Origin of the sequence: Actinotalea caeni, assembly GCF_009733795.1 — a bacterium.
GTDB classification, from domain to species: Bacteria; Actinomycetota; Actinomycetes; order Actinomycetales; family Beutenbergiaceae; genus Pseudactinotalea; species Pseudactinotalea caeni.
Genome location: NZ_WNXX01000030.1, coordinates 1 through 22,268 on the forward strand (window position 1 = coordinate 1; position 22,268 = coordinate 22,268).

Here is a 22,268-nt window from a genome sequence, read left to right on the forward strand (position 1 = left end):
TCCCCCGCCCCGCCGCGGCGCCGGCGGCGCCCGCCGCCCCGGCAGCACCCGCCGTGCCCGCGGTCGCGGAGGCGCCGCTGGACCCGGCGCTCGTCACCGCGGCCGCGCAGTTCGGCCGTGTCGACGCCGACGGCACGGTCTACGTGACCGACCGCGGCACCGAGCGTGTCGTCGGTCAGTTCCCGGACGCGCCGGCCGAGGAGGCGATCCTCCTCTACATCCGCCGCTACCTCGACCTCGAGGCGCAGGTCGCGCTGTTCGAGGCGCGGCTGCCGCAGCTCAACGGCCGCGACATCGACACCACGGTCGCGAACCTGACCGCGGCGCTCGAGGAGCCGGCCGCCGTCGGCGACCTGGAGGGGCTGCGCACCCGCCTCGCCGAGCTCACCGAGCGCGCGACCGAGCGCAAGCGGCAGCTCGCGGCCGAGCGCGAGGCCGCCCGCGCGCAGGCGCTGGCCGAGCGCACCGCGATCGTCGAGCGCGCCGAGGCCATCGCGGCCATCGACCCCGCCCGCGTGCAGTGGAAGGCGCAGGGCGAGGAGCTGCGCACGTTGCTCGAGCAGTGGAAGACCGCGCAGCGCAGCGGCGTGCGACTCGACCGCAAGGACGAGGACGCGCTGTGGAAGCGGTTCTCCAAGGCGCGCAGCACCTTCGACCGCAACCGACGCACCCACTTCGCCGAGCTCGACGCGCAGCACAAGCGCGCCAAGGCGGTCAAGGAGGAGCTGATCGCGCGCGCCGAGGCGCTGCAGCACTCGACCGACTGGGGGCCGACCACCGCGGCCTACCGCGAGCTCATGGACGAGTGGAAGCGTGCCGGCCGCGCCGCCCGCAAGGACGACGACGCGCTGTGGGCCCGGTTCCGCGCCGCCCAGGACGTGTTCTTCGCGGCCCGCAACGCCCAGAACGCCGAGACCGAGGCCGCCTACGCCGCCAACCTCGAGGTCAAGAACGAGATTCTCGCGGAGGCGGAGAAGCTGCTGCCGGTCACCGACGTCAAGTCGGCCCGCGCGGCGCTGCGCGCGCTGCAGGACCGCTGGGACGCGGCGGGCAAGGTGCCGCGCGAGGCGATGCAGCGCACCGAGGCGCGGATGCGCGCGGTCGAGAAGGCCGTGCGCGACGCCGAGGAGGCCGAGTGGCGCAGCTCGAACCCGCAGAAGCGGGTGCGTGCTGAGGGCTTCGCCGCGCAGCTGCAGGCCTCGATCGAGCGTCTCGAGGACGATCTCGCCAAGGCTCAGCGCACCGGCAACGAGAGCAAGATCCGCAGCGCCACCGAGGCCCTGGAGGCGCAGCGCGCGTTCCTCGACCAGGCGCTGCGCGCGGCACGCGAGGCACGCTGACCGACAGGCTCCCGGCGTCGTACCGCGACGTCGGGAACCCCGGCGCGCCCGCGCGCTCGGGTCAGTCCTCGTCCTCGAGCGGCGGCGGCGCGAGCTGGTTCTTGGCGCCCGTGAGCCGGAAGACGTCGAACACGCCGTCGATCTGACGCACCGACCTCAGCACGTGGCCGAGGTGGCTGGGCTCGGCCATCTCGAACACGAACCGGGACAGCGCGACCCGGTCGCGCGTCGTCGCCACGTTCGCCGACAGGATGTTGACGTGGTTGTCCGACAGCACCTTGGTGACGTCGGAGAGCAGCCCGTTGCGGTCGAGCGCCTCGACCTGGATCTGGACGAGGAACATCGAGCTGACGTCCTTCGCCCACTCGACCTCGAGCATCCGCTCCGGCTGCTGGCGCAGCGACTCGACGTTCGCGCAGTCGCTGCGGTGCACCGAGATGCCCGAGCCGCGCGTGACGAAGCCGACGATGTCGTCGCCGGGCACGGGCGTGCAGCAGCGCGCGAGCTTGGTGAGCGTGTCGGCGCCCTCCATGCCCTTGACGACGATCGCAGGGCTGCCGTGCCGGGCGCGCGGGCTGGGGCGACCGGGCGTCGTCGCCTCGGCGAGGTCCTCCTCGGTCCCGGACTCGCCGCCGAGCGACGCGACCAGCCGGTTGACGACGTTGGCGGCCGAGACGTGCCCCTCGCCGACCGCCGCGTACAGCGCGGAGACGTCGGCGTAGCGCATCTCGTCGGCCAGCGCGACGAGCGTGTCGTGGTTGAGGATCCGCTGGATCGGCAGGTTCTGCTTGCGCAGCTGCTTGGCGATGAGCGTCCGGCCGGCCTCGATCGCCTCCTCGCGCCGCTCCTTGGTGAACCACTGGCGGATCTTGTTGCGGGCCCGTGGGCTGCGGACGAACGAGAGCCAGTCCTGGCTGGGGCCGGCGCCCTCGGCCTTGGAGGTGAACACCTCGACGGTGTCGCCGTTCTCCAGCGTCGACTCCAGCGGCACCAGCCGGCCGTTGACGCGGGCGCCGACGGTGCGGTGACCCACCTCGGTGTGGACTGCGTAGGCGAAGTCGATGGGCGTCGAGCCGGCCGGGAGGCCGAGCACGTCGCCCTTCGGCGTGAAGACGTACACCTCGGCGCCGGACATCTCGAACCGCAACGAGTCGAGGAACTCGCCGGGGTCGGCGGTCTCCTGCTGCCAGTCGACCAGCTGCCGCAGCCACGGCATCGCGTCGTCGACCTCGGTCGGGCTCTTGGCCACGGCCTTCGCCGACTCCTTGTACTTCCAGTGCGCGGCGACGCCGTACTCGGCGCGGCGGTGCATGTCGTGCGTGCGGATCTGGATCTCGACGGGCTTGCCGCCGGGGCCGATGACCGTCGTGTGCAACGACTGGTACATGTTGAACTTCGGCATCGCGATGTAGTCCTTGAACCGCCCTGGAACCGGGTTCCAGTGGTTGTGGATCACACCGAGCGCCGCGTAGCAGTCGCGCACCGTGTCGACGAGCACCCGCAGCCCGACCAGGTCGTAGATGTCGGCGAAGTCGCGGCCGCGCACGATCATCTTCTGGTAGATCGAGTAGTAGTGCTTGGGCCGGCCGGTGACCGTCGCCTTGATCTTCGCGGTCTTGAGGTCCTCGAGCACCAGGTCGCGGACCTGCCCGAGGTACTCCTCGCGCGCCGGGGCGCGCTCCGCCACCAGGTGCACGATCTCGTCGTAGACCTTGCTGTAGAGCGTGGCGAACGAGAGGTCCTCGAGCTCCCACTTGATCGTGTTCATGCCCAGCCGGTGAGCCAGCGGGGCGTAGATCTCCAGGGTCTCGCGCGCCTTGCGCTGCGCCGAGGCGGGCGAGACGTACTTCCAGGTGCGCGCGTTGTGCAGGCGGTCCGCGAGCTTGATGACGAGCACCCGGATGTCGCGGGCCATCGCGATGACCATCTTGCGCACGGTCTCGGCCTGCGCGGCCTCGCCGTACGTCACCTTGTCGAGCTTGGTGACGCCGTCGACGAGGCCGGCGATCTCGTCGCCGAAGTCGGCGCGCAGCTGCTCGAGCGAGTAGCTGGTGTCCTCGACGGTGTCGTGCAGCAGGGCCGCCGCCAGCGTCGGGGGCGTCATGCCCAGCTCGGCCAGGATGGTCGCGACGGCGACCGGGTGCGTGATGTAGGGGTCACCGCTCTTGCGGAGCTGGCCGCGGTGCGCCTGCTCGGCGACGACGTAGGCCCGCTCGATCAGCGCCGTCTCCGCGCGCGGGTGGTTGGCCCGCACGGCCCGGACGACCGGCTCGATGGCCGGCGAGGAGGCGTGGGCGCCCCGGGAGCCGAGCCAGACCAGGGCCGAGCGCACGCGCGAGCCCGTCGGTGGGCTCTGGTCGGCGGGTGTGCCGACCGCGGTCTCCTCGGCCATGCATCGATGATAGGCGGCGGGCGCGGTCGAACCACGCCGCGCCCGCTACCGGCGGCCGATCAGCGGCGCTGACGCTTGCGGCGCGGCTGGGCCCGCTGGCCCAGGTGCGCACCGGCGACGAGACCGCCCGGGCGGGCGTCGGCCAGCGCCGCCTCGGGGTCCTCACCGCTCGCGGCGGCCTCGGCGGCACGCCGCTCCCGCGCCGCCATCACCTTCTCCGTGTGCTCGCGCACGGCCGGGTTGCGGCCGCGGAGAGCAACCTCGACCGGCGCCGCGATGAACACCGACGACGCGGTCGAGACGATCATGCCGATGAACAGCGCCAGCGCGATGTCGCGCAGCGTGCCGGCGCCGAGCAGGAACGCGCCCACGAAGAGGATCGATGCCACCGGGAGCACCGCCAGCACCGAGGTGTTGATCGAGCGCACCAGCGTCTGGTTGACGGCGAGGTTGGCCGCCTCGGCGTAGGTGTAGCGGCTCTGGTCGAGCACGCCCTCGGTGTTCTCGCGCACCTTGTCGAACACGACGACGGTGTCGTACAGCGAGTACCCGAGGATCGTGAGGAACCCGATGACGGTCGCGGGTGTCACCTCGAAGCCGACCCCGGCGTAGAGACCCACGGTGATGACCAGGTCGTGCAGCAGCGCCACGAGCGCGCCGGCAGCCATGGTCCAGCGCCGGAAGTAGAGCGCCATCACGACCGTGACGAGCACGAGGAAGATCACGAGGCCGCGCAGCGCCTTGTTGGTGACGCTCTGGCCCCACGTGGGGCCGACGAACGACGCCGTGACGTCGTTGACGTCGACCTCGTAGGCCTCGGCGAGCAGCTCGCGCAGCTCGGTGGTCTCCTCGTCCGTCAGCTCCTCGGTCTGCACCCGGACGGCGTTGGTGCCGACCGTCGAGACCCGCGCCTCCTGGGTGGGGGCGACCTCGGCGAGCGCGTCGTGCGCGGGCTGCTGGTCGGTGATCGCCGTGCCGGAGATCATGAACTCGGAGCCGCCGCGGAACTCGATGCCGGGGTTGAGGCCCCGGGTGAGCAGCAGCACGACGGAGAGCAGCAGCAGCACCGCGCTGATCATGAACCAGCGCCGGCGCCGCCCGACGATGTCGTAGCTGCGCTTGCCGGAGTAGAGCTCGTTGCCGAACTGGGCGAAGCTGGCCATCAGCGGTCCTCCTTGGCCGTGTTGCCGGTGCCCACCAGGTCGTCGGCGTCACCGCCGTCGGCATCGTCTCGATCGGCTGCGGCCGCCCGGGCCGCGGCGGCGCGCCGCTCGGCGATCGTGCCGCCGCGCGCCTCGCGCTCGGCCGGGCTGCGGAACGACCCGCGGCCACGGTAGGCAGGGGCGGCGGAGGCACCGAGGTGCTCGGGGTCGAGACCCGAGAACCGGTGCCCGCCCCCGTAGAAGCGGGTGCGCACGAGCAGCTGCATCGTCGGGTGGGTGAAGAGGAACACGACGACGAGGTCGATGATCGTCGTCAGACCCAGCGTGAACGCGAAGCCGCGCACGCCACCGACCGCGAGGAAGTACAGCACCACCGCGGCGAGCAGGTTCACGGCATCGGACGCCAGGATCGTGCGGCGGGCGCGCTTCCAGCCCTGGTCGACGGCGGCGTCGAGCCGGCGCCCCTCGCGCACCTCGTCGCGGATGCGTTCGAAGTAGACGACGAAAGAGTCGGCGGTGATGCCGATCGCGACGATCAGACCTGCGACACCGGGCAGCGAGAGCCGGTAGCCCTGCAGCCACGACAGCACCGCGATGACGCCGAACGTCAGCGCCCCGGCGACGACCAGGCTCAGGACGGTGATGAGCGCGAGCCCGCGGTACTGCAGGAGCGAGTAGAGCACGACCAGCAGCAGGCCGATGAGGCCCGCCAGCAGCCCGCGCTGCAGCTGCTCGCTGCCGAGCGTGGCCGAGATCTGCTCCTCCGACTGCACGGTGAAGTTGATGGGCAGCGCGCCGAAGCTCAGCTGGTTGGCCAGGGTCGCGGCCTCCTGCTGCGTGAAGCCGTTGCCGGGGCTGCCAGTGATCGACGCCTCGCCGTTCGGGATCGCCTCCTCGACCTGGGGCGCGGAGATCACGAGGGTGTCCAGCACGATCGCGAACCGGTTCTGGCCGGTACCGGTCAGCGTGGCGAGCCGGGTCGTCACCTCGTTGAAGATCCGGCCGCCCTCGGCGGTGAAGTCCAGGTAGACCGCGTAGTCGTTGAGGACCTGGCCCTGGTCGTTCGTGCGCAGACCCGAGGTCGCCGAGGCGATGTCGGTGCCCTCCAGCTCGGCCGGGCCGAGGATGTACTTGGCGGTGCCGTCCTGGGCGCACGTGACGAGCGGCGCGTCGGGGTCGTCGCCGCCGCCACCGATGCGGTTCGCCGGGTCGGTGCAGTCGAGCACGTAGAAGTCGAAGGCGACCTGCTCGGTGACCCACGCCTGGTCGCTCGCGCTGGTCGGCTCGGTCGCGGGCTCGTCGGACAGCTCGCCGTCGCCGTCGGCGTCGGCCAGCTGGAAGGCGGCCTCCTCGAGGTCCTGCGGCGCGGTGGTCGACGGCTCCTCGGTCGCCTCCTCGCCGGCGTCCTCGCCCTCGGTGCCCGTGGCGTCCTCGTCGGTCGGCTCGGTCGGCTCGAGGGGGCGGGCCATGCTCGTCGCGCCGCCGACACCCGTGCCCGGCAGCCCCGCGCCGTCGGTCGTGCCCTCGGTGCCGTCGGTCGGCACCTCGGTGACGTCGCCGCCCGGCTCGGCAGTGTCGGGCTCCTCGGTGCCCTCTCCGCCGACGACGGGGTCGTCCGTGCCGTCGGCGTCCTCGGTGCCGTCGGTGCCGTCAGAGCCGTCTTCGGGTGTCAGCATCGCCGGGTCGACCGGCTCCGGCGCACCCTCGGCGAGCAGCACCCGGAAGCGGGTCTGCGCGCTGCGGCGGACGAGGTCGAGCGTGGACTCGTCGGGCTGGCCGGGCAGCGCGACGACGATGTTCTGACCGCCCTGGCTGGTGATCTCCGCCTCGGCGACGCCCGAGGAGTCGACCCGCTGCCGGATCACCTCGATCGCCTGGTCGATGTCGCTGGCGGTCAGCTGACCGCCACCCTCGACCTGTGGCTCCAGGATGATCTGGGTGCCGCCCTCGAGGTCGAGCGCCAGGTTCGGCGTCCAGGACGCGTCGGACCAGCGCACGCCGGCGGCGAGGGTGCCGAACACCACGGCCACGAGCGTGATGAGGAGCGCCAGGGTGCGCCACGGGCGCACGACGGACGACGGGTTACGTGGGGGCACTGATCGTCAACTCTCCAGCAGGCGCACGGGTGCGCGCGTGATTCAGCGGGTCGTCTCGTCCCGGCGGCCGTCGGGGCCGAGGTCGGTCGGAGGCACGTCGGCCGCGTCGGCGATGTAGCGGCTCGTCGGGTCGTCGGCCGCGGCGGGCTCGACGGCGTCGTCCTCCGCCTCCTCGGCGCTCGGCTGGTCCTCGACGAGCTTGGCGATCGCCGCCAGCAGCCACTCCGACTCCTGGCCACCGGAGCTCACCAGGGTGACCTTGTCGCCGTCGACCGCGGTCACGGTGCCGAACATGCCGGCGGCCGTCATGACCTGCTGGCCAGGCTGCAGGGTGCTGCGGAACTCGGTCGCCTTCGCCTGGCGCTTGCGGGCGAAGCTGTTCATGACGAACAGCGCCACCACGGCGAGCACCATGAAGATGAGAAGGAAGCTGCTGCTGCCACCGCCGCTGCTCGCGGCCGCCGCCATGTCCATGAAGAACCGTTCGTGAGGGGGTCTGGGCTGCGGGCGAGTCTACGTCACGGGGCCCGGTGCCCCGCGGACCGCACCGCCGCGCTGGTGCGGCGGTGTCAGCTCCAGAGCGGCGTCTGCGAGCTCGGGGGCGTCAGACCGAGGTGGGCGAACCCGGCGTCGGTCGCCACACGGCCTCGCGGCGTGCGGGCGATGAGCCCCTCGCGGACGAGGAACGGCTCGGCGACCGACTCGAGCGTCTCGGGCTCCTCCCCGACGGCGACGGCGAGCGTCGACACCCCGGTCGGGCCGCCCCCGAAGCGCTCGCACAGCACCCGCAGGACCGCGCGGTCGAGACGGTCGAGACCGCGCTCGTCGACCTCGAAGACCTCCAGCGCCGCGGTCGCGGCGGCCAGGTCGGCGCGGCCGTGCCCACGCACCTCCGCCCAGTCCTGCACGCGGCGCAGCAGCCGGTTGGCGATGCGCGGCGTGCCGCGCGAGCGGGAGGCGATCTCGGCGGCGGCGTCGGCGTCGAGCACGATGTCGAGCAGCTGGGCGGAGCGGTGCAGCACCTGCTCGAGCTCGGCGACCGAGTAGAAGTCGAGGTGCGCGGTGAAGCCGAACCGGTCGCGCAGCGGCGCGGGCAGCAGCCCCGCGCGCGTGGTGGCGCCGACGACGGTGAACGGCGGCAGCGACAGCGGGATCGCCGTGGCACCCGGGCCCTTGCCGACGACGACGTCGACGCGGAAGTCCTCCATCGCGAGGTAGAGCATCTCCTCGGCGGGCCGCGCCAGCCGGTGGATCTCGTCGATGAAGAGGACGTCGCCCTCGTTGATCGAGGACAGGATCGCCGCGAGGTCGCCCGCGTGCTGCACCGCGGGGCCGGAGGTGAGCCGTAGCGCGCCCTGGACCTCGGCGGCGATGATCATCGCCAGCGTGGTCTTGCCGAGGCCCGGCGGGCCGGCCATGAGCACGTGGTCGGGCGGACGTCGGCGCGCGGCCGCGGCGTCGAGCACGAGCGAGAGCTGGTCGCGCACGACCCGCTGGCCGATGAACTCCGCGAGGCGGCGCGGGCGGAGCGCGGCCTCGACGGCGCGCTCCGGGTCGTGGACCTGGGCATCGAGGAGCTGCTCGTCGGCGGCGAGCTCGTCGGCGTCGGGTCGATCAGCCACGGCGTGCGCCTCCCAGCAGCTGGAGCGCGGCGCGCAGCACCGCGCCGGTGTCCTCGGCGTCGACGGCGCCGCCCTCGATCACCTCGTCGGTGGCCGCCTCGGCCTGCTTGGCGGGCCAGCCGAGGCCGACGAGCGCGGCGACGACGTCGGCGCGGCTGCCCGCGGCCGCGGGCGCAGCCTGGGTGCCGCCGCCGAGCGCGGGGCCGAGCCGGTCCCCCAGCTCGAGCAGGATGCGCCTCGCGCCCTTGTCGCCGATGCCGGGCACCTTGACGAGCGCCTTGTGGTCCTCGTTCGCGACGGCGGTGCGCAGCCCGTCGGGGGTGTGCACGGCGAGCATCGCCAGCGCGAGCCGGGGGCCGACGCCGCTGACGGTCTGCAGGGTCTCGAAGACGTCCCGCTCGTCGGCGTCGGCGAACCCGAACAACGTCATCGAGTCCTCGCGGACGATCATCGAGGTCGGCAGCGTCACGGTGGCGCCGAGCCTCAGCGTGGCGAGCGTGCCCGGGGTTGCGTGCACGAGGTAGCCGACCCCGCCGACGTCGATGACGGCGCTGTCGAGCCCGATGTGCTCGACGACGCCCCGCACGTGCGCGATCACGCGCTCTCCTCCCAGCAGCCGAACATCTGTGCGACAGGCTACCCGGGTCGGTCAGCGGGCGAGGCGGCGACGCGCCGCCTGGGCGCGGGCCGTGCTGCCGGCGGCGGCCTCCGCCCAGGCGCGCTGGGCGGCGGTGGGACCCGCGGCTGTACCTGCGGTTGCCAGCGGCACAACGGTGGCCTCACCGCGCCAGCCGTGGGTGATGGCGATCGCGAGGGCGTCGGCGGCGTCGGCGGGCGACGGGCGCTCGGCGAGCCCGAGGATGCGCCGCACCATCTCCTGCACCTGCGCCTTCTCGGCGCGGCCGCTGCCGGTGACGGCGGCCTTCACCTCGCTCGGGGTGTGCAGCGCGACCGGGATCCCGGCGCGCGTCGCGGCGACCATCGCGAGCCCGGCGACCTGCGAGGTGCCGGTCACGGTGCGCACGTTGTGCTGGGCGAACACCCGCTCGACGGCGACCGCGTCCGGGCGGTGCTCCGCGATCCACGCGTCCAGGGCGTCGGCCACGCGCAGCAGCCTCTGCTCGGGTGCCAGGTCCGCGTCGGTGCGCACGACGTCGACCGCGACGAGCCGCACCTTTCGCGCGGGCAGCGTCTCCACGACGCCCAGCCCGCACCTGGTCAGCCCCGGGTCGACGCCGAGGATCCGCACGCTCACCCGCCCAGGGTGTCAGGCGAGGGCCGTCGCGCTGACGAGCGACATGCGGGACGGTGAGCGGTGCTGGGTGCGGGTGCGGTTGCAGAGTCACCGGCCGCACGCTCTCGGCTTCCCGTGCATACGTGACCGCCCGGGCCACGAATGCACCACGAGAGACACCCACGGCGTACGAAAGTGACCACAACGGCACGCATGCACCAGGCAACGAACCGGTCCCCAGCTCCGCACTCGCGCGGGCGACCGCCGCGGTCTCGACCCGCGCCTCCCCTGCCTCCACGTGCAGAACCGACCACCGGGGCCACGAATGCACGACGAAGCACGCCCACCGCGTACCGAATCGACCGCAGCGGCACGCATGCACCGCGCAGCGGGACCGGGCCGGCTCGATGTCCGGATCAGACGGGCGACCACGGCACAGTCACCACGGCCGGCGAGCCGGCGCCGCGTGCAGAACCGACCACGTGGGCTACGAATGCACCGCGGAACGGCCCCACGGCGTACCGAATCGACCAGAACGGCACGCAAGCACCGCAGCAGGAGGCACCACGTAGGCGCGCAGCGCCGGGGTCGGCACCGCAGCCCGGCGCGGACCGGGCCGAGCGACCCGCCCGGCCGACCGGCTTCCTACTCCTCGTCGAGGGCGGCGAGGATCTCGTCGGAGGCGTCGAAGTTGGCGTAGACGTTCTGGACGTCGTCGCTGTCCTCGAGGGCGTCGATGAGGCGCATGACCTTGCGGGCGCCCTCGAGGTCGACCTCGACCTCCATCGAGGGCAGGAACTGCGCCTCGGCGGAGTCGTAGTCGATGCCCGCCTGCTGGAGGGCGGTGCGGACGGCGACGAGGTCGCCGGCCTCGCTGACGACCTCGAAGCTCTCCCCGAGGTCGTTGACCTCCTCGGCGCCGGCGTCGAGGACGGCGTCGAGCACGGTCTCCTCGTCGACGCTGCCGTTCTCGCCCGACTTCGGGACGATGACGACGCCCTTGCGGTTGAACAGGTACGACACGCTGCCGGGGTCGGCGAGCGAGCCGCCGTTGCGCGTGAACGCGACCCGCACGTCGGAGGCCGCACGGTTGCGGTTGTCGCTCAGGCACTCGACGAGCACGGCGACACCACCGGGCGCGTAGCCCTCGTACATGATCGTCTGGTAGTCGGCGCCACCGGCCTCGGCGCCGGAGCCGCGCTTGACGGCGCGGTCGATGTTGTCCGCGGGGACCGAGGACTTCTTCGCCTTCTGGATGGCGTCGTAGAGCGTCGGGTTGCCCGCGGGGTCACCGCCGCCGGTGCGGGCCGCGACCTCGATGTTCTTGATGAGGCGCGCGAACAGCTTGCCGCGCTTGGCGTCGATGGCCGCCTTCTTGTGCTTGGTCGTGGCCCACTTGGAGTGACCGGACATTGAAGCTCGCTCTCGTTCGTCTGCTGTGCGTCGTCAGGGCTGCGCCGGCGACGTCGCGCCCGTCGCGGCTCGGTCGGCGATCGCTGCGGCGACGGACCTCAGGAAAGCCCTGTGCACGCGCACGTCCGAGCTGATCTCGGGGTGGAACGCGGTCGCCATGAGCGCACCCTGGCGGACGGCCGCGATCCTACCCGCCGCCGGGCCGGTCGAGACCGTCGCGAGCACCTCGACGCCCGGACCGACCTCCTCGACCCAGGGCGCGCGGATGAAGACGGCGGTCATCGGTGGGTCGTCGGGACCCGCTCCCAGGGCCGGTGCGTGCAGCTGTTCCTCGAAGCTGTCGACCTGTCGCCCGAAGGCGTTGCGGCGCACCAGCACGTCGAGCCCGCCGACGGTCTGCTGGTCGGCCGTGCCGTCCGCGATCCGGTCCGCCAGCAGGATCATCCCCGCGCACGAGCCGTACACCGGCAGCCCGTCGGCGATGCGGGCGCGCAGCGGCTCCATGAGCCCGAACCGCCGGAGGAGCTTGTCGATCGTCGTGGACTCCCCGCCCGGCAGCACCAGTCCGTCGACGGCGCCCAGCTCCTCCGGTCGCCGCACCAGCGCCACCTCGGCGCCGCACGCGCGCAGCGCCGCGGCGTGCTCGCGCACGTCGCCCTGCAGCGCGAGCACACCCACGACGGGCGTGCGCCCGCTCACTGCGGCACCGCCTCTCCGGTGGCGTCGTCGTCCTGCAGCCCCAGGTGCCGCACGGTGCCGTCCCAGCCGTCGAGCAGGTGCTCGACCACCTCGGGCAGCTCGGCCGGGAACACCTCGATGTCGACCTCGCGCAGATCCGCGGGCGACCACCACCGCATCTCGTCCATGAACGAGCGCTCGACGGCGGTCCAGCCGTCCCGGCTGAGCTCGCCGGCGTCACGGATGCGCGCGACGAAGAAGACCTCGTCCTGGCGCACGTGCTCGCGCTCGAAGTCGAAGATCGCGCTGCGTGTGAGCACCGGCCCGACCAGGTCGGAGACGTCGATGCTCAGCCCGGTCTCCTCGGCCAGCTCACGGACCGCGGCGTCCTCGGGTCGCTCGTCGCGGTCGATGCCGCCCCCGATCGTGAACCACCACGACCGCTCCGGCCGGTCGACGTCGTGACCGCGCACCAGCAGGACCCGGTCGTGCTCGTCGATCAGCAGCACCCGCGCCGCGGTGCGGAAGTACCTCCCGTCGGCGCCCCTGACCCACTCCGGCCCGAGAGTCGAGCTCACCAGCCGCGCTCGGCCAGCCGGTGCGGGACCGGGATGTCGTCGACGTTGATGCCGACCATCGCCTCACCGAGACCGCGGGACACCTTGGCGATGACGTCGGGGTCGTCGTAGAACGTGGTCGCCTGCACGATCGCGGCGGCCCGCTCGGCGGGGTTGCCGGACTTGAAGATGCCGGAGCCGACGAACACGCCCTCGGCGCCGAGCTGCATCATCATCGCGGCGTCGGCCGGGGTCGCGATGCCGCCCGCGGTGAACAGCACGACCGGCAGCTTGCCGGTGCGCGCGACCTCGACGACCAGCTCGTAGGGCGCCTGCAGCTCCTTGGCCGCGACGTACAGCTCGTCCTCGGGCAACGAGGTCAGGCGCGCGATCTCCGCTCGGATCGACCGCATGTGGGTCGTCGCGTTCGACACGTCACCGGTGCCCGCCTCACCCTTCGAACGGATCATCGCCGCACCCTCGGTGATGCGCCGCAGCGCCTCGCCGAGATTGGTCGCGCCGCACACGAACGGGACCGTGAACGCCCACTTGTCGATGTGGTTGGCGTAGTCGGCCGGCGTCAGCACCTCGGACTCGTCGATGTAGTCGACGCCGAGGCTCTGCAGCACCTGCGCCTCGACGAAGTGCCCGATACGGGCCTTCGCCATCACCGGGATCGAGACGGCGGAGATGATCCCGTCGATCATGTCGGGGTCGCTCATGCGCGACACGCCGCCCTGCGCGCGGATGTCGGCGGGCACCCGCTCGAGCGCCATCACCGCGACGGCGCCGGCGTCCTCGGCGATCTTGGCCTGCTCGGGCGTGACCACGTCCATGATCACCCCGCCCTTGAGCATCTCGGCCATGCCGCGCTTGACGCGCGCGGTGCCGACGCTCGGCTGTCCGCTGGAGCCGTTCTCGGACGGCGCGGTGGTGGTCTGGGCCTCGGACACGGTGGGACCTCGTTCGACGTGGTGGCTGGGGCGCGGGACGGCACCCGTGCCCCCGAGCACGCGGGTACCGCTGCCGCACACGCGGCGTCGCGACGGCAGCAGTCTACGACCGGACGCGTGCCCCGGCCGGCCCGCGCCGGCACGCCGTCCTCCTGCTGGGACGGCGCGGTTACTGCAGCCGGCCCTGAGCGGACACCGTGAACGTGTGGCGGTCCTTCTGGATCTCGTTGAGCAGCTCGTGCTCGCTCTGCGAGGCGCGCAGCTCGGCACGCCCGGTCAGCTGCCGCTGCCGCAGGTACGCCAACGACGTCGCGTCGCGCTGGTACTTGCGCATCGCCGCCTTGGCCCGCTCGCCGTAGCCGGCGGCCCACGTGCGCGCCTGGCTGCGCAGCCGCATCGAGGAGAGCATCTGCACCTCGTGCGGTGCGAACCAGCCCGCCTGCGCGTACTCGCCGAGCCGCGCCCGGATCACCTCGGCCTCCTGCCGGCGCAGCCACACCATCAGCACGATCACCGAGATGAACAGCGGCACCTGCACGACGACGTACATGAACAGGAACTGGTTGCCGAGCGAGGCCGAGCCGTTCCACAGCGCGTGCAGACCCATGGCGCCGACGAGGCCCACGGGGAACGCGAGGAAGACGGCGGTGCTCTTGCGGGACCGCGCCGCCATGCCGATCGCGATGCCGATGCAGGCGGTGAAGATCAGGTGCGCGAACGGCGAGAACAGGCCGCGCATGACGAACACGACCCAGACGAGGTCGGCGCTGCGGGCGAAGTAGAGGATGTTCTCGGTGAACGCGAAGCCCGCCGCGACCGTCGCGGCGTAGACGACGCCGTCGACCGGGCCGTCGAAGTGCTGGCGGCGCGCGAGGAACAGCAGCAGCACCCCGAGGCCCTTGAAGACCTCCTCGACCACCGGCGCCACCACGACGGCACCGAGCATGTTCGCCCCGCGCGCGTCACCGGTGCTGTCGTAGATCCACTGGGTGATGCCGGTGTTGACGAACAGCGACGACAGCGTCGAGACGCCGGCGCCCCACAGCAGCGCGACCAGCAGCAGGATCTTCGGCTCGGGCTCCCAGCGGTCGAGCCACAGCACGCCCGCGAGGACGATCGTGAGCGGCACGAGCGCGAGCACGAACCCGGCCGTCGTCGGGCCGACGCCGGTCTGCTGCATGACGATGACGAGCACGACGATCATCGCCAGCGCCCCGACGGCGATCGCGACGAGGTTGAGGATCGGCCGGTTGCTGACGCGCTGGCCGCCTGCCCAGACCTGCTCGATCGGGCCCGTGGTGTTCGGCGGCGGCGCGGTCGCGGCGTTCATCGACCCCCAGTCCGCCGGCGACGGCGCGAATCCGCCGGGCCGGTAGGCGGGCGGGTAGGTGAGCTGCTGCTGCGGGCCGCCGGGAGGCTGGGTCGGACCCGGTGCCGGCGGCTGCTGGTACGGGCCGCTCGCGGACGACGGTGTGCCGGGGTAGGGGCTCGACATGGCGAACACTCTAGGGCGAACGCGCAACCGGCCGCCGTCGGCACGGCAGCGTGGCGGGCCGCTCAGGAACCGGTGGCGGGCGGGGCGCCGCCGAAGACCTCGTCGTCCATCTCGAAGGTCACCGGCATCGCGGCGCGGCCGGCGAGCCGGAACAGCCGCACGAGCGGGTTGCGGCGCAGCTGCTGCGTCGCGACGACGGCGTCGTTGTGGAACCGGCGTGCGAGCTGCGCCCGGTAGCAGGTGCTCTCCAGCCGCTCGAGCAGCGCAGCACCGGCCGGGTCGGCGCGCAGCTCGGCCAGGTCCTCGGCGTCGCCCAGGGCGGCGCGCAGCGCGATCGTCAGCTCCGACTCCACCAGCCCGCGCTCGACGCCGGTGTCGGCCAGGTCGCCGTCCTCCCCGCCCACGAGCCGGGGCGCGTGCACGGCGGCCGCCCAGGCGGCCTCGGCCACGATGACGGCGGAGGCCGGGTCGAGCGCGTCCGCGGCCGCGAGCTCGGCGGCGGCCTCCGCGCGCCGCACCAGCTGCGCCTCGAGTGTCGAGCGCGACCCGACCACCCGGCGGTGCAGCCGGTCCACCCGCTGCGCGAGGTTGACCAGCACCACCGCGACGAGTGCGAGGACCCCGACCGCGACGAGCGTGATCTCGGCGGCGCTCACTCGTCCCTCCGGAAGCCCCGCAGCAACCGGGTGAGCAGGCCGTCCTCGTCGGCCGGCGCCTGCGTGACCATGGCGTACACGTCCAGCACGCGGGCCGCGACCACGCTCCAGTCGTAGCGGCGCACCGCGGTGCGCGCGTGCTCGACGAGCGCGCGCGTGCCGTCCCGGTCGTCGAGGGCCTCGCCGAGGACCCGGGCGAGGTCGGCGGGGTCGCCGGTGCGGAACAGCCGACCCGACGCGCCGTCGTCGAGCACCGCCCGGAACGCGTTGAGGTCGCTCGCGACGACGGCGGCTCCCGCGCTCATCGCCTCGACGAGCACGATCCCGAACGACTCGCCGCCGGTCTGCGGCGCCACGTACACGTCGACCGAGGCGAACAGCGCGAGCTTGTCCCCCTCGCTGATCTCGCCGAGGTGCTCGACGTCGTCGCGCGTCAGCCCGGCCTCGTCCAGCGCGCGGTCCAGGTCGCCGCGGCCGGCGACCAGCACCCGGGCACCGGGGTGGCGACGGCGCAGCTCCGGGATCGCGCCCAGCAGCACCTGCAGCCCCTTGCGGGGCTCGTCGAGCCGGCCGAGGAACGCGATCGTCGGCCGCTCCGGGGTGCCCTGCCAGCGGGGGTCGGGCCTGCCGTCGGCGAACCGCTGCACGTCGACCCCGTTGGGGATGACGACGGCGTCGCCGCCCAGGTGCTCGACCAGCGTCCGGCGGGCGTCCTCCGACACCGCGATCCGCGCGTTGATGCGCTCCAGGCCGGGGCGCACGAGCGGGTTCGCGATCATCATCGCGCGCGAGCGCTCCTGCGAGGAGTGGAAGGTCGCGACGACCGGCGCGGTCGCGCTGCGCAGCGCGATCAGGCCGACCGAGGGCACGATCGGCTCGTGGATGTGGACGACGTCGTGGTCGCCCTCCTTGAGCCAGCGCGCCACTCGGCGGGCGACCATCGGCCCGAACGCGAGTCGCGCCGTCGAGCCGTTGTAGCTGACCGGCACGGTGCTCCCGGCCGGCGTGACGTACGGCGGCAGCTCGGCCTCGTCGTCCGCGGGCGCGAGCACCGAGACCTCGTGCCCGAGCGCGGTCAGGTGCTCCGCGAGGTCGCGGATGTGGAAGTTGACGCCGCCCGGCACCTCCCAGGCGTACGGGCTCACCAGGCCGACGCGCAGCGTGCTCGCCGGCATCAGCCCTCCTCGTCCGGCGCCATGGCGCCCGCCGAGGCGCGCGCCAGCCGCTCGGCGTCCAGGTCCTCGGTGAACACCTTCTGGAGCATGTGCCAGTGCTCGGGGTAGGCCTGGATGAGGCCCACCTGGTGGTCGACCCAGGCCTGCGTCATCGCCTGCACGGCCTCCTCGCGCGGGCCTTCCGGCACCGGGATCGGGTCGCTGAAGGTGATGACGACGCCCCACGGGCTGCCTGCGCGCCGGCGCCGGTCGCCGTGCAGCCGCTCGTGGCGCAGGAACACCGAGTACAGGTCCACCTTGCCGGCGAGGGCGAGGGCGGCGGGCCCCGGCGCCACGCGCATCCGGTGGCCCGCGGCGTCGACCTCGAGGCCCTGCCGGCTGAGGTCCCGGTCGGCCAGCAGCGGCACGAAGGACGTCGGCGACCGCATCCCCGTCAGCAGCCGGCGGAACACCCCGGTGCCCGGCGCGAACGGCACGATGCGCAGCCCGAGCCCCTCGCGGAAGTCGACGAACTGCCGGAACAGCTCCTCCGGCTCCAGCGTCTCGGCGACGGTCAGCACGCCGCCGTGGCGCTGCACGAACCACGCACCCGCGAGGTCCCAGTTGCCGCTGTGGGTGAGGGCGCCGACCGCCGGCCGACCCTCGGCGAGCCCCCGCACGACCGGTTCGATGTTCTCGGCGCGCACGCGCGCCCCGATCTGCTCCGACGTCATGCCGGGCAGCTGGAACGCCTCGGCGTAGTAGCGCATGTAGGTGCGCATGCCGGCGCGCGAGGTGCGTCGCAGCGTGCGTCCGCGCAGGTCGGGGCGGAGCCGGGCGAGGTTGCGCTCCAGCTGCTGGACGCCGCTGACCCGCAGCGTGTGCGCGACGACCGCGACGACGTCGAAGAGGGCTCGCACCAGGCCGCCGGGCAGCCGCGGCACCCAGCGCCACGCGAGCAGGAACAGCCGTCCGGCGTTCACCGGGCGCGCTCCCCCACCAGCGCGTGCCGCACGACCCGCATGCGCTGCCCGACGGTCCAGAGGCTGGCGAGCGCGAGCAGGCCGAGCGAGGCCACGAGGACCGCCTCGGGCAGCCCCAGCCCGACCAGCAGGGTCGCCACCAGCGCGACGATCAGCCGGTCCGCGCGCTCGGCGATGCCGACCTTGGCGACGACGTCGAGCGCCTGCGCCTTGGCGCGCGCGTAGGAGACGAGGCCGCCGAGCGCGAGGCACCCGACGGCGGCGGCGACGCCCCAGGTGCGGGTCGCGCCGTCGGTGCGCAGCACGAAGAACAGCGTGAGGCCGGCGAAGATCGCACCGTCGGAGAACCGGTCGAGCGTGGAGTCGAGGAACTCGCCGTAGGGCCGCGGCGTGTCGCCGTGGACCTCGCGCGCCATGATCCCGTCGATCGAGTCGGTGAGCACGAGCACGCCGAGCACGAGCGCACCCGCGACCAGGTAACCGTTCGGCAGCAGTGTCAGCGACGCGGCCACGACCGCCACGGTGCCGGCGACCGTGACGGCGTCGGGCGAGACCCGCCACCGCACGAGCAGCCGCGCCAGCGGCCCGAACACGGTGCTGGAGAAGCCGCGACCCCGGTTACCGAGGACCATCGGCGCTCTCCTCTCCCCCGGTCGGCCACGCCGCGGCGAGCTGCTCGCGGGTGTCGCCCAGCAGCTCCGGCAGCGCCTTGGTGCGCGCGATGATCGGCAGGAAGTTCGCGTCGCCGTCCCACCGCGGCACGACGTGCAGGTGCGCGTGGCCGGCGATGCCGGCGCCCGCGCCCTCGCCGGTGTTCATGCCGGTGTTGAAGCCGGTCGGCCGCTTGGCGGCCCGCAGCACCTCGATGCCGGTCGTGACCAGCTCGATCGCCTCGGCCCGCTCCGCGGCGGTCATCGTGGTGAGGTCGGGCACGTGCCGGTACGGGCACACCAGCAGGTGGCCCGGGTTGTACGGGAACAGGTTGAGCGCGACGAAGCAGGTGCGACCCCGGTGCACGATCAGCGCGTCGGCGTCGGGCCCGCGCGGACCCGTGCAGAACGGGCACTCCCGCTCCGTGGTGCTGGTGACCTTCGCAGGGCCGTCGACGTACACCATCCGGTGCGGCGTCCACAGCCGCTCGTAGCCGTCGGCCTCGCGCGGGAAGCCGTCCGGGGTCTCGGTGGCGCCTGCCCCGGTCACACCTGCACCCGGTCGGCGATCGCGGAGACGACGAGCTCCACGGCCTCGGCGACCGGCACCCCGTTGCGCTGGGTGCCGTCCCGGAACCGGAACGAGACCGCACCGGCCTCGGCGTCCTCGCCACCGGCGATGAGCACGAACGGCACCTTCTGCGTGGTCGCGTTGCGGATCTTCTTGTTGAAGCGGTCGTCGGAGTCGTCCAGCTCGGCACGCACGCCCCGGGCACGCAGCTGCGCGACGACGTCGGCCAGGTAGTCGTTGAACGGCTCGGCCACCGGCACCGCCAGCGCCTGCACGGGCGCCAGCCACGGCGGCATCGCGCCGGCGTAGTGCTCGACGAGGATGCCGAAGAACCGCTCGATCGACCCGAAGAGCGCGCGGTGGATCATGACCGGGCGCTGCCGGCTGCCGTCCTGCGCGGTGTAGGTGAGCTCGAACAGCTCGGGCTCGAAGAAGTCGAGCTGGATCGTCGACAGCTGCCAGGTGCGTCCGATCGCGTCCTTGGCCTGCACCGAGATCTTCGGGCCGTAGAACGCCGCGCCGCCCGGGTCGGGTACCAGCTCGAGCCCGGAGGCCAGCGCGACCTCCTCGAGCGTGCGGGTCGCCTCCTCCCAGGTGGCGTCGTCACCGACCGACTTCTCCGGGTCGCGGGTCGACAGCTCGAGGTAGAAGTCGTCGAGGCCGTAGTCGCGCAGCAGGTCGAGCACGAAGCCGAGCAGCGACGCCAGCTCGTCGCGCATCTGCTCGCGGGTGCAGTAGATGTGCGCGTCGTCCTGGGTGAAGCCGCGCGCACGGGTGAGGCCGTGCACGACGCCGGACTTCTCGTAGCGGTACACGGTCCCGAACTCGAACAGCCGCAGCGGCAGCTCGCGGTAGGAGCGCCCCCGGCTGTCGAAGATCAGGTTGTGCATCGGGCAGTTCATCGGCTTGAGGTAGTAGTCCTGCCCCTCGCGCTTGAGCGTGCCGTCCTCGTGGTACTCGGCGTCCAGCCGCATCGGCGGGTACATGCCCTCGGCGTACCACTCGAGGTGCTTGGAGGTCTCGAACAGCTTCGCCTTGGTGATGTGCGGCGAGGAGACGAACGAGTACCCGGCCTCGACGTGGCGGCGGCGCGAGTAGTCCTCCATCTCCATGCGGATCATCGCGCCCTTGGGGTGGAAGACCGCGAGGCCGGAGCCGATCTCGTCGGGGAACGAGAACAGGTCGAGCTCGGCGCCGAGCCTGCGGTGGTCGCGCCGCTCGGCCTCGGCGAGCCGCTCGAGGTGCGCGCGCAGCTCGTCCTTGGTCGGCCAGGCGGTGCCGTAGATGCGCTGCAGCTGTGGGTTCTTCTCGCTGCCGCGCCAGTAGGCGGCGGCGCTGCGCATCAGCTGGAAGCCGTTGCCGATCAGCTTGGTCGTCGGCAGGTGCGGGCCGCGGCAGAGGTCCTTCCACGCCACGACCTCGTTGCCCTCGCGGTCGCGCGCGACGTTGTCGTAGATGGTCAGCTCGCCGGCACCGATCTCGGCGCCCGCGCCCTCGGCCGCGGCGCTCGCGTCCCCGCCGGCGCCCTTGAGGCCGATCAGCTCGAGCTTGTACGGCTCGTCGGCGAGCTCGGCGCGCGCCTCCTCCTCGGTGACGACGCGACGGCGGAACCGCTGGCCGGTGTTGACGATGCGCTGCATCGCCTTCTCGAGCTTCTTGAGGTCCTCCGGCTGGAACGGCTGCTCGACGTCGAAGTCGTAGTAGAAGCCGTCGGTGATCGGCGGGCCGATGCCGAGCTTCGCATCGGGGTTCACCTGCTGCACCGCCTGCGCGAGCACGTGGGCGGTGGAGTGCCGCAGGATGTCGAGGCCGTCCGGGGAGTCGATGGTGACGGGCTCGACCGTCTCGGCGCCGTCGAGCACGGTGTCGAGGTCGCGCAGCACGCCGTCGACCCGGACCGCGACCACGGACTTGTCCGTGCCGAACAGGTCCGTGCCCGTCGTGCCCGCGGGGACCGACTGCGGGGTTCCGGCGACGGACAGGGTCTGCTCAGGGAGGGTCACGGGGCCACTTTCGCGTGGGGGTGGATGACGGACGCCTCGATGGTAGTCAGCCCGCGGCCCCGGGCGGCACCGAGGCTCGCGGTGCGCCCACCAGGCGCTGCGGGCGGAGCACGTCGACGTGGCGGCCGAGCGTGTGGCCGCCCTGGTGCGGGGTGCCGACCCTCGGCGAACCCCGCCGACCGGCGCAGTGTGGCACCGGCGGGGTCGGGCAGCGCGTCGACTCCTCGGTCGTGGCGTCGCGGACCGTGACGAGGCTCACGTCGGCAGCCCGGGCTCGACCACCGTGACCCCGGCGTGGGTCGCGTGCTCCATGGCAGGGAGCAGCTCGGCCGCCTGCGCCAGCGAGACGACCCGGCGGACGAGACGCTGCGGGCGCAGCCGGCCGGTGCGGACGAGCTCGAGCATGCCCGGGTAGTCGGCGGCCGCCATGCCGTGGCTGCCGAGGACGTCGAGCTCCCAGGCGAGGACCCGGTCCATCGGGATGCGCGGGTGGTCGGGCAGCGGGGGCAGGAGGCCGATCTGGACGTGCCGGCCGCGGCGCCGCAGCGACAGGACCGCGGTGCTCGCCGCACGCTCGGACCCGATCGCGTCGACGGCGACGTGGGTGCCGCCGGTGAGCCGCTGGACCTCCGCGGCGACGTCGGACGGCCCGGCGCCGTCGTCGACGGCGACCGTGTGCTCGGCCCCGAGCGTGCGCGCCTCGGCGAGCGCGGCCGGGTTGGTGTCGAGCGCGACCACGCGCGCGTCGAGCGCCGCGGCGATCATGACGGCCGACAGCCCGACGCCGCCCGCGCCGACGACGGTCACCCACTCCCCCGCCCGCAGACCGGCTCGGCCGACCAGGCCGCGGTACGCCGTCGCGACCCGGCACCCGAGGCCGGCGGCCGCGACCATGCTCACGCCGTGCGGCACGCGGACGAGGTTGGTGTCGGCGGCGTGCAGCGCGACGAGCTCGGCGAAGGAGCCGGCGTGCGTGAAGCCGGGCTGCTGCTGGTCGGGGCACACCTGGGCGTCGCCCGACGCGCACCACTCGCAGCGGCCGCAGCCCTCGACGAACGGCACCGTCACCCGGTCGCCGGGCCGCCACCGCTGCACGCCCTCGCCGACCTCGACCACGACGCCCGCGAGCTCGTGCCCGGGCACGTTCGGCAGGGGCACGTCCTCGTGACCCGCCCAGGCGTGCCAGTCGCTGCGGCACAGCCCGGTCGCGTGCACCTCGACGACGACGCCGCCCTCCGGCGCGGCGGGCTCCGGCACGTCGCGCACCTCGACGGGACCACCGGGGGTGTCGTAGACGACCGCGCGCAC

General features: G+C 73.2%; 20 protein-coding genes. 1 reads left to right on the plus strand and 19 read right to left on the minus strand.

The features are described from left to right. Positions 1-1,340: DUF349 domain-containing protein (locus GPA02_RS17010; RefSeq protein ID WP_156201641.1), on the plus strand; the 1,340-nt coding region annotated here is incomplete at its 5' end. 61 nt (positions 1,341-1,401) lie between these two features. On the opposite strand, the gene GPA02_RS17015 is transcribed toward GPA02_RS17010, so the two are convergent. From GPA02_RS17015 to GPA02_RS17105, 19 genes are all read right to left on the minus strand, one after another. After that, complete coding sequence (locus tag GPA02_RS17015) at positions 1,402-3,732, minus strand: RelA/SpoT family protein (RefSeq protein WP_156201642.1); 2,331 nt, start codon at positions 3,730-3,732, stop codon at positions 1,402-1,404. 59 nt (positions 3,733-3,791) lie between these two features. Then, the gene (gene secF / locus GPA02_RS17020) at positions 3,792-4,898 is read right to left on the minus strand and encodes a protein translocase subunit SecF (protein WP_420809373.1); all 1,107 of its coding nucleotides are present in this window, start codon (positions 4,896-4,898) and stop codon (positions 3,792-3,794) included. Beyond that, on the minus strand, positions 4,895-6,991 hold the full coding sequence (gene secD / locus GPA02_RS17025; protein WP_240134112.1) for a protein translocase subunit SecD: 2,097 nt from the start codon (positions 6,989-6,991) through the stop codon (positions 4,895-4,897). The genes secF and secD overlap by 4 nt, the downstream gene beginning before the upstream one ends. 42 nt (positions 6,992-7,033) lie before the next feature. Continuing rightward, positions 7,034-7,465: a preprotein translocase subunit YajC gene (locus GPA02_RS17030; RefSeq protein ID WP_156201644.1), complete on the minus strand. Its 432-nt coding sequence runs from the start codon at positions 7,463-7,465 to the stop codon at positions 7,034-7,036. A gap of 95 nt (positions 7,466-7,560) precedes the next feature. Continuing rightward, the gene (gene ruvB, locus GPA02_RS17035) at positions 7,561-8,613 is read right to left on the minus strand and encodes a Holliday junction branch migration DNA helicase RuvB (RefSeq protein WP_156201645.1); all 1,053 of its coding nucleotides are present in this window, start codon (positions 8,611-8,613) and stop codon (positions 7,561-7,563) included. After that, entirely contained in the window at positions 8,606-9,211 is a 606-nt protein-coding gene (ruvA, locus tag GPA02_RS17040) for a Holliday junction branch migration protein RuvA (RefSeq protein ID WP_156201646.1), read from the minus strand. The genes ruvB and ruvA overlap by 8 nt, the downstream gene beginning before the upstream one ends. A 51-nt stretch (positions 9,212-9,262) precedes the next feature. Beyond that, positions 9,263-9,862 (minus strand): crossover junction endodeoxyribonuclease RuvC, encoded by a 600-nt coding sequence (gene ruvC, locus GPA02_RS17045; protein WP_156201662.1) that lies wholly within the window; start codon positions 9,860-9,862, stop codon positions 9,263-9,265. 630 nt (positions 9,863-10,492) lie between these two features. Next, the gene (locus GPA02_RS17050) at positions 10,493-11,260 is read right to left on the minus strand and encodes a YebC/PmpR family DNA-binding transcriptional regulator (protein WP_156201647.1); all 768 of its coding nucleotides are present in this window, start codon (positions 11,258-11,260) and stop codon (positions 10,493-10,495) included. 33 nt (positions 11,261-11,293) lie between these two features. After that, entirely contained in the window at positions 11,294-11,959 is a 666-nt protein-coding gene (gene pdxT, locus GPA02_RS17055) for a pyridoxal 5'-phosphate synthase glutaminase subunit PdxT (RefSeq protein WP_156201648.1), read from the minus strand. Then, positions 11,956-12,516, minus strand: a complete 561-nt coding sequence (locus GPA02_RS17060) for an NUDIX hydrolase (protein ID WP_240134113.1) — start codon at positions 12,514-12,516, stop codon at positions 11,956-11,958. The genes pdxT and GPA02_RS17060 overlap by 4 nt, the downstream gene beginning before the upstream one ends. Continuing rightward, complete coding sequence (gene pdxS, locus GPA02_RS17065) at positions 12,513-13,448, minus strand: pyridoxal 5'-phosphate synthase lyase subunit PdxS (protein WP_156201650.1); 936 nt, start codon at positions 13,446-13,448, stop codon at positions 12,513-12,515. Before pdxS ends, GPA02_RS17060 begins: the two co-directional genes overlap by 4 nt. A gap of 169 nt (positions 13,449-13,617) precedes the next feature. Then, the gene (locus GPA02_RS17070; RefSeq protein ID WP_156201651.1) at positions 13,618-14,943 is read right to left on the minus strand and encodes a PrsW family intramembrane metalloprotease; all 1,326 of its coding nucleotides are present in this window, start codon (positions 14,941-14,943) and stop codon (positions 13,618-13,620) included. A gap of 62 nt (positions 14,944-15,005) precedes the next feature. Next, on the minus strand, positions 15,006-15,599 hold the full coding sequence (locus GPA02_RS17075; RefSeq protein WP_156201652.1) for a LemA family protein: 594 nt from the start codon (positions 15,597-15,599) through the stop codon (positions 15,006-15,008). Beyond that, entirely contained in the window at positions 15,596-16,774 is a 1,179-nt protein-coding gene (locus tag GPA02_RS17080; protein ID WP_275689734.1) for a glycosyltransferase family 4 protein, read from the minus strand. Before GPA02_RS17080 ends, GPA02_RS17075 begins: the two co-directional genes overlap by 4 nt. Beyond that, positions 16,774-17,736 (minus strand): phosphatidylinositol mannoside acyltransferase, encoded by a 963-nt coding sequence (locus GPA02_RS17085; protein WP_156201653.1) that lies wholly within the window; start codon positions 17,734-17,736, stop codon positions 16,774-16,776. Before GPA02_RS17085 ends, GPA02_RS17080 begins: the two co-directional genes overlap by 1 nt. Further along, complete coding sequence (gene pgsA / locus GPA02_RS17090) at positions 17,733-18,368, minus strand: phosphatidylinositol phosphate synthase (protein WP_156201654.1); 636 nt, start codon at positions 18,366-18,368, stop codon at positions 17,733-17,735. The genes GPA02_RS17085 and pgsA overlap by 4 nt, the downstream gene beginning before the upstream one ends. Then, positions 18,355-18,936: an HIT family protein gene (locus tag GPA02_RS17095; protein WP_240134114.1), complete on the minus strand. Its 582-nt coding sequence runs from the start codon at positions 18,934-18,936 to the stop codon at positions 18,355-18,357. The genes pgsA and GPA02_RS17095 overlap by 14 nt, the downstream gene beginning before the upstream one ends. Further along, the gene (gene thrS, locus GPA02_RS17100) at positions 18,933-20,960 is read right to left on the minus strand and encodes a threonine--tRNA ligase (protein ID WP_156201655.1); all 2,028 of its coding nucleotides are present in this window, start codon (positions 20,958-20,960) and stop codon (positions 18,933-18,935) included. Before thrS ends, GPA02_RS17095 begins: the two co-directional genes overlap by 4 nt. 255 nt (positions 20,961-21,215) lie before the next feature. Continuing rightward, on the minus strand, positions 21,216-22,268 hold the full coding sequence (locus tag GPA02_RS17105; protein WP_156201656.1) for an alcohol dehydrogenase catalytic domain-containing protein: 1,053 nt from the start codon (positions 22,266-22,268) through the stop codon (positions 21,216-21,218).

Bases quoted from the DNA above. Each gene is read 5' to 3' on its own strand.
- GPA02_RS17015 (WP_156201642.1), bottom strand. From the start codon at position 3,732: ATGGCCGAGGAGACCGCGGTCGGCACACCCGCCGACCAGAGCCCACCG.
- GPA02_RS17030 (WP_156201644.1), bottom strand. From the start codon at position 7,465: ATGGACATGGCGGCGGCCGCGAGCAGCGGCGGTGGCAGCAGCAGCTTC.
- GPA02_RS17050 (WP_156201647.1), bottom strand. From the start codon at position 11,260: ATGTCCGGTCACTCCAAGTGGGCCACGACCAAGCACAAGAAGGCGGCC.
- GPA02_RS17070 (WP_156201651.1), bottom strand. From the start codon at position 14,943: ATGTCGAGCCCCTACCCCGGCACACCGTCGTCCGCGAGCGGCCCGTAC.
- GPA02_RS17080 (WP_275689734.1), bottom strand. From the start codon at position 16,774: ATGCCGGCGAGCACGCTGCGCGTCGGCCTGGTGAGCCCGTACGCCTGG.
- pgsA (WP_156201654.1), bottom strand. From the start codon at position 18,368: ATGGTCCTCGGTAACCGGGGTCGCGGCTTCTCCAGCACCGTGTTCGGG.